Origin of the sequence: Arachidicoccus terrestris (assembly GCF_020042345.1) — a bacterium.
Classification (GTDB): Bacteria; Bacteroidota; Bacteroidia; order Chitinophagales; family Chitinophagaceae; genus Arachidicoccus; species Arachidicoccus terrestris.
Window position 1 is genome coordinate 388,548 of record NZ_CP083387.1, and the last position, 13,445, is coordinate 401,992.

Here is a 13,445-nt window from a genome sequence, read left to right on the forward strand (position 1 = left end):
TGTTCTTGAAACTTCTAATGTAAAAATAATGAAACGAATATATTATATAGCACGTAACGAGTTGTACAGCCTGTATTGTTCCCCTATTGCCTGGGCGATGATGATCTTGTTCCTGTATATGACCGGATCTGATTATATAGAATTAATGGCGAATAAGTTAGGGGCCTTTCAGAGAGGAGGTTTCTATTTATGGGGCGCCAGAGACCTGACCGATAATATCTTGTCTAATACATCGGGGCAGCCGGGTTATTTTTTCAGGGTCATAGCCAACTTATACATTTTTCTTCCCTTGATCACGATGGGATTGATCAGCCGGGAAAAGAGCAACGGGACCGTTAAATTATTATATTCTTCCCCTATAAGAATTACGGAGATCGTCTTTGGGAAATTTATGGCAATGGTTTGCTTTGTAGTAACTTTATTGTCATTATTGCTTCTTACCGTTTTCGCCTTATGCCACAGCCTGACTGCCCCGGATTACAGTCACATTCTCGCAGCGCTCATAGGATTATTCCTGGTACTTTGCACTTACTCTGCTATCGGGTTATTTATTTCTTCCCTTACTTCCTACCAGGTACTGGCAGCCATTATCACTTTCGGCATTTTTGCATTCCTGAACACTATCGGCACCTTATTTCAGGATATGGATCTGGTCAGGAATATTTCTTATTATCTGAATTTGAACGGCAAGTCGGAAAACCTGATTACCGGTTTATATAATACCCGGGATCTTGTTTATTTTCTGCTGCTGATCACTGTCTTCCTGTCTTTTACTATTATTAAACTGAAATCGGGAACGGAATCCTCTCGTGGAATCAGGAAATTTTCCCGTTATGCGGTTGTTGTACTTGTAGCATTCGTAATAGGTTATACGACCAGCCGGCCTAAACTAAACGCTTACGTGGATTTTACACGCGACCAGATCCATACCATCACGCCGCCCACGCAAAAAATGTTATCCAAATTAGACAGCGGCCCACTTAATATTACTATTTATGCCAATTTATTAGACCATGCTTTCTGGAAATTCAAGCCAGAAAGCCGGAATTATCTGTACACCCACATACTGGAACCTTATATCCGTTTCAAACCCGATATCCACATTAAATATGTCTATTATTATGACCTTGATTCAGCAGCAGCTTTATACAAGCTGAACCCGAGGAAAACACTTAAACAGATCGCTGAAAAGCAGGCCAAAACTTATAATCTTACATTAGACAGGTTTTTGCCTCCCAACGAGATAGAAAAACAGGTAGATCTCAAACACGAACAGTACAGGTGTTTTTTTCAGTTCGAATACAAAGGAAAGAAATCCATATGCAGGGTATTTGATGATTTGCTTTTTTGGCCAAGAGAAGACGAAATTGCGGCATCCTTAAACCGACTGGTAGCCTCCCCTCCAATAATTGATTTCATATCAGGAAATATAGAACGTAGCCCGTTACAGGACAGGGACCGTGATTATTTCAATATCACCGGCAATATCCTGAACCGCTTCTCATTGGTTAATCAGGGGTATGATTTTGATACATTATCCCTAAAAAAAGAGGACGTTCCAAAAAACATCGCTGCACTGGCGCTGATAGATCCCCGCACACCGATAGAGCAGGAATGTCTTGACAAGTTATACAAGTATATTAATGACGGCGGTAATCTTTGGCTTGCTTCCGAACCGGACCGGAAAGAAATTGTCAAACCTATTTTCGATACACTTGGACTTAGATTGCATAATGGTATGCTGATCCAGCCCAGCGACTATTTCTCCAGCGACTTAGTGTTTAATTACATTACCCCGGCGGGGAAAAATACTACCCCTCAGTTTGCTAAAGAATTGAAGGATGATAAATTGTTTTATGGTGACAGCCTTTTCCGTGTTGCTGTACAGGGGGCAAGTGTAATGGATTATACAGAGAAAAACGGTTTCCATATAGAGCCGCTGCTACTGACTGACAGTACCGTGAGCTGGAACCGGTTGGCACCAATCAGCGAAGATTCCTTACAACTAAAAGTGAACAGGCTACCCTCAGATGAAAAAGGAAGCTTTACTACACAGGTACTAATGACGAGAAAGATCCATAATAAGGACCAACGTATTATTGTTTCTTCGGATGCTGACTATATCACCAGATCTGTAACGGATTATAATCACCGTCCAAGACGCTATAATTATGATTTCGGATTTTACGAGTTGAGCCTGTTTACCTATGGCCAATTTCCGGCAAATACCTTGCGGCCACAAACAGACGATTCCTTTGATATTACGGTACAAGATGTCTGGAAACAGGAAGTCTTGCTGTACTATATCCTGCCGGCTATTTTACTGCTCGGAGGTTTAATTGTGATCATCCGCCGCAAGCGTAAATAATCTGTTTTTTATTCATCAACTAAAGATAATATCCTTGAAATATTTACAAACCGATGAGCAGACTTTGAATGACCTGGGTTTATTTGGTAAACCGGGACAGGATTCCATTTATGACTTATACAATCATACAGTAACACAGGGTGGTGGGGCAAGGCTTCGCGAAATCTTCAAACAGCCATTAAGCGATGCCCGGGAGATTCAACACCGTGTTCATTTATATACATTTTTCAGCCAAAAAGACTACAGGTTTCCGGTGGACAGTACGACCACCGGAACTGTGGCCTACTACCTGGAAAACACTGATGTTCGCAGTCAGTTACAAGTAGAAGGGCAAAGCCTCAGGCAGAAAATGAAAAATATGATTGCAGCCGACTCGGAATATGTCTTTGTGGAAGATGGGGTGCAGGCGGCATTACGGATGTTCTATCAATTGGATAAATTCCTTCGGGAGATCTGCACTCAGGTGGAAAGATCTGCTTTTGAAGGCTCATACAAGTCGTTAAGGACACTATTGGACGAGCACTGTTTTGAACAGGTCAGGTCACATATGACGGATAAATCCGAAGCCAGAATAAATGATTTGGTACTTTCTGAACTGGATAAGGCCCTGCGGTTTTCCCAAAGAGAAAAACTGCTGGAATTACTGGAGGGTTTATATGAGCTGGATGTATGCATCGCTATAGGGCGTACGGCAAGGAAAAATGATTTCCATTTTGCTGTTGTTTCAGAAGATAACGCACACAGCGTTGCTCTTGAAAAAATATTCCATCCGCATGTAAAAAATGCTATTGCAAACAATCTGCTGATGGATGCCAGTCACAATGTACTATTTCTGACTGGTGCTAATATGGCCGGCAAAAGTACACTGATGAAAAGTATTGGAATCGCTCTTTATCTGGCCCATATGGGCTTTCCCGTTGCGGCACTAAATATGCATTTTAGCGTAATGGATGGTATTTATACAAGCATCAACCTGGCGGATAACCTGAGTGCCGGGGCCAGCCATTATTATGCGGAGGTATTAAGGGTAAAAGAAGTGGCAGGGCAATTACAGGCGGGCAAAAGGCTTTTTGTCATTTTTGATGAACTGTTCCGCGGCACAAATGTGAAAGATGCCTATGATGCCACCATTGCTGTAACAAAGGCTTTTTCCCGCAAAAAGAATAGTCTGTTTATTATCTCTACCCATATCATGGAGGCTGGCGAGAAACTGAAGGAAGAAAAACTGGGAATCCTGTATCAATACCTGCCGACAGAAATGCAAGGGAATACACCTGTTTACACCAGGGTGCTCAGAGAAGGGATTACGGCCGACCGTCAGGGTATGGTAATTATAGAAAATGAAGGCATTCTGGAAATGCTGGATAAGGGATTACAATAATCAACTAACACAAGAAATAATGATTCATAAATCGGAAACTACATTTATTACGGACAGGCAAACCTTAGAAGATCTAAATTTACTTGGTAAATATAAAACAGGGTCTCTGTTCAATCTGTTCAATCGGGTAAAGACAAGAGGCGGAGAGCTTTTACTGGAAAGTATGTTCCGTTCTCCTTTGACAAGTAGCGCAGCTATCAACGAACGTTCTGAAAAGATCAGGTATCTGCAAAGCCTGCCGGTTGTTTTAGACATAGAATGGGACCGAACGGAAGACGCCTCCCAATATTTGACGGAGCGTCGCCCGTCCAACAAGTTGAGCAGTTATTTTGGTTGTTACAGGGAAAAGGCACAGGAAGTGCTATACCGGTCGGATAAATTCCGCCTGCAACAAAAAAACATTCATGCAATCCAGGAGACCTTGTTTTCAGCAAGCCAGTTATTGGGAGCGCTTATCCGATCTGAAAAAAGCGGCAATCCGTTGAAAGCTTCACAGGAGCGGCTGGCTAAAATATTAAATGCAGAAGAGTTAAAACAAATTAAGGCCAAATATCCTTACACGGTCGGACAAACAGCTCATCTTCAGTTTTTATTTTTAAATAAATACCGGCATGAAATTGATGAGTTGCTTCACCTGCTTTATGAGCTGGACGTATATCTGTCTGTGGCAGACACCGCAAGAAATAAAAGTTTCATATATGCCGAAGCCCTGGAAGAAAATACAGAAGATGTTACTTTACTATCTGTATCAAATCTAAAGCACCCTTCCTTGCATGGGGCAGTCGGCAACCCTCTCTCTTTGACACAAAAGCAAAATCTCTTGTTTCTGACAGGCGCTAATATGGCGGGTAAAAGTACTTGGATGAAAACACTGGGAGTAAGTTTTTATTTAGCTCATATGGGATTCCCTGTAGCGGCCAGCAGTATGCGTTTTCGCGTGATGGAAGGTATTTTTACATCTATTAATGTTCCCGATAACATCAGTATCGGCTGGAGTCACTTTTATGCGGAAGTGATGCGGGTCAAACAGGTTTCGCAGGAGGTCGGCAGTGGTAAGCGTTTATTTATACTCTTCGATGAGCTATTCAAAGGCACGAATGTCAAGGACGCTTATGATGCTACGCTGGCCGTTACGCAACGCCTGGCGAGATATAGCAACTGCGCCTTTGTTATTTCTACCCATATTATAGAAGTGGGAGATGCTTTGAAAGAAATCCCGTCCATACAGTTTAAATATATGCCGACTGTGATGGAGGGTGCCGTGCCGACATATACCTACCGGCTGACAGACGGCATTACTGAAGACAGGCAAGGGATGATCATCATTGATAACGAAGGCATCTTTGAGATGTTGGAATAATTAGTCACATATCCAAAAGGACTCTGATTGGTCGATCGATTATTTTGAAAAATTCTATTTCGAAACAAAAATATTAAAAAGTAACAGAATGAAAAACGGGTCAAAAATCATAGTTGCAATAATAGTTAGCCTATGTCATTATTCAAATGGATTTTCGCAGAAACCCTTAATAGACAGTTCGGTGTATAATAAATGGCCGTCGGTCGATGCGATCCAAATAAGCAATGACGGTCAATACGCTATGTATTCGGTTCGTTCCGGTAATTATTTCGGCAGGGGCATCCTTATTCATAAGATAGTGATGCAATCGACTGACGCTTCATGGAAAATGCAAGTGCCGGGTATCTCATCTTTTAAAGCCAATTTTTCTGCTGATAGCAAACGGCTGTTTTTTATCAATCCGGGAGATAGCCTTTGTATCGTTCGGCTCGGTACATCGGATATGCAATATATTTCCGGTGTTGGTTCTTTTCATTTATCAAAGGAAAAGAAGAATAGCTGGATAGCATATTCGGTAAAAAATCCTGCTGGCGAATTAAGAGTAAAGAACCTGGATAACGGAAAAGAGTTGGTGTTTGATTCTATTGATGCTTATCAATTCAGTAACGACGGGAATGTCCTGCTTGTCAAGAAAAAAACGAAGGATGCTAATATGGCCAAGCAATTGCTGCTATGGGTTGATCTGCAAAGCGGAGATAGCTCCACGATCTGGTCGGGAAGGGACGCCGGAAATCTTATATTGGACCATGCCGGTCGTCAACTGGCCTTTATGGCAAAGGATTCCATAGCGGGAAAACCGACAAGCAGCATCTGGTACTATAAGAAAAATACGACAGGGAAAGCGATCATGATCGCAGACGACCGTTCCGGAAGAATAGAAGAAGGCTTTGAATTAGCCAGTATAGATAGGTTTAGTGAAGATGGCAAACAGCTTTTTATTGAGCTAAAACAGTTACAACAACCTGTAAAATCAGATCCGGATGCTGTAAAATTAAATATATGGAGCTATATGGACGGGAGACTGCCTTCTAATCAATTAAAGCAGCCCAATAACGATATTCATTATAAAGCGGCTGTTCATTTGGACAATCACAAAGTAGAACGGTTACTGCAAGCCAATGAAGATTCTTGGCTAAGCGGTGGTGATTACCTGCTTATTAATCGCTATGCAGGAGTGGGTGACAGGGGTGAGCGCCTTTGGAATAAATTGGATCAGGCGACATATTATTTGAAATCAATAAGTACCGGAAAAGAGATACCATTGCCGTCCCTGAAGGATAAAGGATTGAGTATTTCCCCCGGAGGGAAATACCTGATCTATTTTGATACTGATAAGCAAAGCATTTTCAGCTATGAAATATCGACCGGCATTATCCGGAATATAACTAAGGGAGTCAATACGACCTGGCAGGGGGAATATGGGGACGATTGGCCCGGAGCCAAAAATGGATACAGGGGCTATTCTCCTGCAGGTTGGTTACAGGATGACAAGTCGGTCTTGATATATGACCGCTACGACATTTGGCAATTAGATCCCTCCGGTACACGTGCGCCGATAAATCTCACCAATGGATATGGAAGAAAGCACCATATTATATTTTACCTGATGGGCGATGACGCTTACATCCATCAAACCGTCATTAAGCCTTCAGCCAGGTTGATCCTAACCGCCTTCAACACGGATGATAAGGATAACGGCTTTTATAGTAAGACATTAGGTAAGAAAGGAGACCCTGAGCTCTTAACCATGGGCCCCTATATTTATAATATTACTAGTAACCCTTATCTACCTGATGGTTCCAATTTCACTCCTGTCAAAGCAAGGGATGCGGACGTATATATTGTGAGGAGGGAAAGTGCGACCCAATCGCCGAATTATTTCAGTACAACAGATTTTAAGACTTTTACCCGGTTAAGTGATATTCATCCTGAAAAAGGATATAACTGGTATACTTCCGAATTGCATAATTGGAAATCGCTGGATGGAAGAAACTTACAGGGCATCCTTTTCAAACCGGAAAATTTTGATCCGAATAAGAAATATCCTGTTATCCTGTTTTACTATGAAAGAAGATCAGACGGACTGAATGCATATATTAAACCTGAGAATTTGTGCAACGGTTGCACAGTAAATATACCTACCTATGTCAGCAACAATTACTTGGTTTTTGAACCGGACATTCATTACCAAATAGGAAACCCGATGCAGGGAACATACAATTCCGTCGTTTCTGCGGCTAAATACATTTCTACGCTTCCCTATGTGAACAGCAAGAAGCTGGGTTTGCAGGGATGCAGCTGGGGCGGTATTCAAACAGATTACCTGGTTACCCATACTTCCAATCTGTTTGCTGCAGCCTGCCCGGCATCCGGTGAATCCGATTTTATCAGCTTTTACGGCAGCCTGGATGGCGGTAATGGTCAAAGCCAGCAAAGCATGTTTGAGAACGGCCAGACAAGAATGGGTGCCACTCCCTGGGAATTGCCAGATAATTATATAAAGAGTTCCGCTATTTATAATGCTGACAAAGTAACAACGCCTTTACTGATCATGCATACAACCGATGATGGGAGATGCCCGTTTTATGATGCTGTCACTTTTTTTACAGCACTCAGAAGGCTTGGCAAAAAAGCCTGGATGTTGGAATATACCGACGGAAACCACGGCGTCAGCGGGAAATCAGCAGATGATTTCAGCCTGCGCATGAGACAGTTCTTTGACTACTATTTAAAGGACAAACCCGCTCCAAAGTGGATGGTAAAAAGTATTCCTGCCGGAACGAAAGCAGTGGAAGCCAGCCTTCAATTGATGCCTGAAGGTGTTAAGCCGGGAGCAAATTTGCTAACACCGAAAGAACAGAAAAAAACAGATGCATTATTAAGAAAATGAACTAAACAAAAATTCCTTAATCTATAAATAATATTATTAACAGTAAAATGAAGCGATTACTTAATATATTATTCTTTATCATAATTACTAAATCATTATCTGCGCAGAAGCCGGCTTTAGATACCAGTGTATATAATAAATGGCCGAGCATAGAAGAAGTACAGGTAAGTAACGATGGTCAATATGTGCTTTATAAAATTGTACAAGGAACTTACTTCCAAGGACCCCGTCAATTCATCAAACTGGTATGTGTTTCCGATGATAAACATTGGAAGAAGGAATTTACAAGTATACAAAAAGGATTTATGGCCTGCCGTTTTTCGCCGGACAGCCGGTACGCTGTTTTATCGCTTCCCCATGACAGCCTTCAATTGCTGCAATTAGGGACGGATCGCAGTGTGTATTTCTCCGATGTGCACGACTGGAGCAGTACCGGGAAAAAATGGATAGGATATTTACAAGAAAATTCAGGTCAAAGAGGCTTTGTCTTGTATGATTTTACCACAGGTGATAAACAATTCTTTCCCGGCATAACAGCATTCAAATTTACACAAGATGGCAAGAAGCTGATCCTGCAAGAAAAAACGGAGGATGAAAAATCTGACGGGATTGCTTTGCGAATTGTAGATATTAATAAACCCGCGGCAGTTCAAACTATCTGGCACGGCAAGCATTTGGGAAATATCATTTATGATACTTCGCACCATCAAATAGCTTTCGAAACAGGGAAACAGGGAAATAAAAGTATCTGGTACTGCAACATGAATAAGGATAAAAGCGCAGAAAAGCTGATCACGGAAAACGCTCTGAAAAATATCTCTCTTTTATTAGGTGGAATAGATAGATTTTCTCTTTTGGGGGATCGTTTATTTATCAAATTGCAGGAAAAACTTCCTGCAAAAATAAGTGATCCGGTTGCACTGAATGTCTGGAGCTATAAAGACCATGAGGTGCAAAACTCTTCGATCTCCCAATTCGGTGGGAATAAATCTGCAAAGAACTATGATGCAGTAATTTATCTAAGAGATAAACGATTGGTACAACTACAAAAGAAGGATGAATTTCCTTTTACGATCGGGTTACAATTTGGTGAAAACAGCGACAATACTGCATTAGCCACCTTTTCATATCCTGCGCCGGGTGTCGCCGTTAAACATATCCAATATCTGGTATCTACAAAAAACGGTCATAAAAAAGTATTGCCTGAGCAACTCACTTACTCCCAATTATCACCTGACGAAAAATACCTGGTATATTTTGACCGTAAGAAAAACAGTTTTTTTTCTTACAACATAGAGAGTGGCGTGTTTGCAAACATCAGTCAAACGAGTTTCAACAACTGGTATTATGACGAGCCGGGCTACAGTGTTAGCTTTGCCCCCTCCGGAGGTTATATCGCTGCATGGGATAATGATAGTACGGCCATTGTTTATTCTAATTATGATATATGGTTAATTGATATTACAGGGAAAAGTTCGCCGGTTTGTTTAACAAACCTGTTTGGTGAAAAGCACCATATACGTTTTAACTTATTATCGGACAACCGCCAGCTATTGCGGCTCGAAAATAAGGCAACACTCATTTTAAGGGCATTTAATACAGAGACAAAAGACAACGGTTTCTATCGTATAAATTTATCTAAGCCGCACGGTAATCCAGAGCTGCTAACCATGGGGCCGTACATTTACGATGTCAGTGGAGACGGCTCTATTTATGACGGGGTTAATCACCCTGTCATCAAAGCTGAGAATAAAGACGTTTATCTCGTGAGGAGGCAAAGTGCCGGTGAATATCCTAACCTTTATGTTACCAGCGATTTTAAACAGTTTCAGCAAATTACCGATCTGGCTCCCGAAAGGCAATATAACTGGTACACGACGGAACTACTTCACTGGATCAATGCTGACGGGGTGCTTTCCCAGGGTGTATTGTACAAAGCGGAAAACTTTGACCCTCACAAAAAATATCCGGTTATTTTCTATTATTACACTTCTTTGTCTGACAACCTGCACTCCTATATATTCCCGCAACCATCGGACGGAGCGTTAAACATTCCCTGGTATGTGAGTAATGGCTACCTGATATTTACGCCGGACATTCATCATAAAGGTAAATCGGAATATCAATATGAAGAAGCAACTCATAGTATTGTATCCGCAGCAAAATATATTTCTAAGCTACCTTATGTGGACAGTACAAAAATGGGCATAAATGGAATTAGCTGGGGTGGTATTCAGACCAATTATTTTGTTACGCATACCAATTTGTTTGCGGCTGCCTGTTCTGCATCGGGATTAGGGGATTTCTTTAGCCAGTACAACGGTGCCGATCACGGCAATTTTAGCCAGGAAGGTTTAGCACAAATTAACGGGCCGGGCAAATCTATCTGGCAATATCCCCAATGGTACTTAAAAAATTCTCCCGTGATGAACGCTCCTAAAGTTACTACGCCGCTTTTGATGATGGAAACGACTGCAGATGGCGCCTGTCCGTTTGATAATGCCTTTGAACTTTATAATGCACTTAGAATATCAGGAAAGAAAGTATGGATGTTGGAATATACAAATCACTCAGAAGCGGATCATGGAGTCTGGGGTAAATCTAGTAAAGATTTCGATGTCCGAATGCAACAATTTTTCGGCCGTTATTTAAAAGGAGAGCCTGCCCCTGTCTGGATGACCAAAGGTATTCCCGTAAGAATGAACGGCAGGACTACCGGTTTAGAATACGATACGACCGGCGCTAAACCCTAATAAAATGCATCAAAAATAAAAATTCAGATAATGATACAGACAAAAAGCAAGCTATGGTGTATAGCTATGGCATTATTATTTTCTGCAACAGGTTGCAAGAGTCAGCAACTAGCAGATTGGAAAATGCAGTCGGTAGTCCTGCAAACCCGTTGGGCAAAAGACGTCAATCCAGATAAGCCATTGAACGTATACCCCCGTCCGCAATTAGAGCGGAAGGAATGGCAAAACCTCAACGGTCTTTGGAAATATGCTATTACAGCGAAAGATACTACAATACCAAACACTTTTGATGGAAAGATATTAGTGCCTTATCCTTTGGAGTCCGCTTTATCAGGCGTAGAAAAGAAACTACTTCCCACGCAAGATTTATGGTATAGAAGAACTTTTACAGTTAAAAGCAAAAAATCAACAACAAGAACACTGCTGCATTTTGGTGCCGTGGATTTTGAAGCGACCGTTTACCTTAACGGCAAAGAAGTCGGTAAACACCAAGGAGGCTATCAGAATTTTGATATTGACATCACCGACGCGCTGAAGCAAGGCGATAATGAATTAGTCGTAAAGGTATGGGATCCGACCGACCAGGGACCGAATCCGCATGGGAAGCAAGTACTTGATCCGCAGGGCATTATGTATACACCAACGAGTGGCATCTGGCAGACGGTTTGGTTGGAAAGTGTCCCGCATGATTATATCAAAGGGTTGAAGATTATGCCCGATATAGATCAATCATTAGTCACAATAACTGTAAATTCAGATGTCAGCGGACCTGTGGAAATAACGACGGCTGGCAAAACCATCACGGGAAATGCCAATGAGGGAATCACCGTTCCGGTTGCCAATCCAAAATTATGGTCGCCGGAGAATCCATATCTCTACGACCTGACAGTAAAAATGGGAAAAGACGAAGTCAACAGTTACTTCGGTATGCGCAAGATCGCCATACAGAAAGACGATAAAGGCATTGATCGAATCTTTCTCAATAACAAACCCTATTATAACCTCGGTGTACTTGACCAGGGTTTCTGGCCTGACGGGTTATATACCGCGCCTACAGACGAAGCCTTGTCTTTCGATATCAAAGCCATCAAGGATATGGGCTTCAACACTATCCGCAAACACATTAAAGTAGAGCCTGAGCGTTGGTATTATTATGCCGACAAGATCGGTATGTTGGTATGGCAGGATATGGTAAACCCAGGCAATACAAAACCTGATGGGAAAGCAGAATTTGAAAAAGAATGTAAGGAGAATATTGCACAATTGTACAACCACCCATCCATTACTACCTGGGTACTCTTCAATGAGAAATGGGGGCAATACGACCAGAAACGGTTAACGGACGAATTAAAACAAACAGACCCTACCAGGATTGTCAACGGACATTCAGGGGAATACTTATACGTGAACGGCCAACTCAGAAGTCCGAGCCCCGATGCGTATGTGGATGCCGACCTCACGGACGTACACAGTTACCCCGCACCGAGGCTGCCAATGCAACAGCCGGATAAAGCGATGGTCTGCGGCGAATTCGGTGGGATTGGCGTTTCTGTTCCTTATCATGAATGGAACGATTTGAAAGGTTGGGGTTATGTAGAAGTACTGCCACAGGCGCTTATTACAAAGTATGACAGTTTGGTACATATATTAAAACAATTGCAAACACAAGGACTAAGTGGCAGTATCTATACACAGCCTTTTGATGTGGAAGGAGAGGAAAACGGGCTGATGACTTATGATAGGGATATGATTAAAATACCGCTGAAGAAAATAAGAGAAATAAACAGCCTGTTGAACCCTCTTGCAGGAAGCTATCAACCCGCAGGAAAATTTACCATAGGTAAGAATATTGATCCGAACGATAATGATAATCGCTACCCGGAATTATTAAAAGAATTTGAGAACGGAAAGAAAGATTCTGCTTTCTTAAGAAGATTAACGTTGATGGCAATGCGGAAAAAGGACAATATTAATGTGACGAGAGCTGCTATTGCATACCTTAAAAGTGTACAATCGCCATTTAACGAAAAAGTTCTTGATTTTCTTAAGCAGACAACGAGAACAACAAAAGACTTTGGATTCAACTTTATATTGAAAAACATTAAGTCTGTAAATCGGGTTTGGGGAAATGACGGAGCAGAGGCGTTTCTTCGTAGCATCATCTGGAAGGAAACTATAACTACTCTTAGAAAGCAAAAGGAAAGCTCTGATCTTGAGAAAGTTGAAAAAGAAACCATAGCAAAATACGATACCATTGGTGAACGTGCTGTATGGAGCGCATTGGCAGGTTATGCCTGGGAAGCAAAAAAAGTGTCGCCATTTGTAAAATACAAAGATAAACTCCATGCCAAGTATCCACAGGAGGTATCCAATTATTGGTATGTGAATAATGATGCATGGTTTGTATTTGAACAAAGTAATGAGAAAAAAGAGTTAGAAAGCGCTTTAGCATGGCAAAAAAAGGTAATGGAAAATGATCCCGATGCTAATGATTATGACACTTATGCTAATCTGTTGTACAAACTGGGGAAGAAAAAAGATGCCTTAGAGTGGGAAGAAAAAGCAGTACAACTGGCACCAGAAGATAAAGCAATTCAGGGTAGTTTGGAAAAAATGCAACAAGGCAAACCTACTTGGAAATAACTCTCCAGTGAGATATCTGATACTGATAAAAAAGCTTAGGAAATATGAAA

6 protein-coding genes are annotated in these 13,445 nt (G+C 41.6%); all 6 read left to right on the forward strand.

Annotated elements, in window-relative coordinates:
• Nucleotides 1-28: 28 nt before the first annotated feature.
• Nucleotides 29-2,368 carry a Gldg family protein gene (locus K9M52_RS01495; protein WP_224070302.1) on the forward strand — a complete coding sequence of 780 codons (2,340 nt, stop codon included), beginning with the start codon at nucleotides 29-31 and terminating at the stop codon, nucleotides 2,366-2,368.
• A gap of 34 nt (nucleotides 2,369-2,402) precedes the next feature.
• Nucleotides 2,403-3,749 carry a MutS-related protein gene (locus K9M52_RS01500; protein WP_224070303.1) on the forward strand — a complete coding sequence of 449 codons (1,347 nt, stop codon included), beginning with the start codon at nucleotides 2,403-2,405 and terminating at the stop codon, nucleotides 3,747-3,749.
• Between the two features lie 19 nt (nucleotides 3,750-3,768).
• Nucleotides 3,769-5,109 (forward strand): MutS-related protein, encoded by a 1,341-nt coding sequence (locus K9M52_RS01505; protein WP_224070304.1) that lies wholly within the window; start codon nucleotides 3,769-3,771, stop codon nucleotides 5,107-5,109.
• Nucleotides 5,110-5,290: 181 nt separating this feature from the next.
• The gene (locus K9M52_RS01510; protein ID WP_224070305.1) at nucleotides 5,291-7,999 is read left to right on the forward strand and encodes an alpha/beta hydrolase family protein; all 2,709 of its coding nucleotides are present in this window, start codon (nucleotides 5,291-5,293) and stop codon (nucleotides 7,997-7,999) included.
• A 47-nt stretch (nucleotides 8,000-8,046) separates the two neighbouring features.
• Nucleotides 8,047-10,752 (forward strand): S9 family peptidase, encoded by a 2,706-nt coding sequence (locus tag K9M52_RS01515; RefSeq protein WP_224070306.1) that lies wholly within the window; start codon nucleotides 8,047-8,049, stop codon nucleotides 10,750-10,752.
• A gap of 30 nt (nucleotides 10,753-10,782) precedes the next feature.
• Nucleotides 10,783-13,395, forward strand: a complete 2,613-nt coding sequence (locus K9M52_RS01520) for a glycoside hydrolase family 2 protein (RefSeq protein WP_224070307.1) — start codon at nucleotides 10,783-10,785, stop codon at nucleotides 13,393-13,395.
• Nucleotides 13,396-13,445 lie beyond the last annotated feature (50 nt).

Coding starts and splice junctions, on each gene's coding strand:
- K9M52_RS01515 (WP_224070306.1), top strand. CDS start 8,047: ATGAAGCGATTACTTAATATATTATTCTTTATCATAATTACTAAATCA.
- K9M52_RS01505 (WP_224070304.1), top strand. CDS start 3,769: ATGATTCATAAATCGGAAACTACATTTATTACGGACAGGCAAACCTTA.
- K9M52_RS01495 (WP_224070302.1), top strand. CDS start 29: ATGAAACGAATATATTATATAGCACGTAACGAGTTGTACAGCCTGTAT.
- K9M52_RS01520 (WP_224070307.1), top strand. CDS start 10,783: ATGATACAGACAAAAAGCAAGCTATGGTGTATAGCTATGGCATTATTA.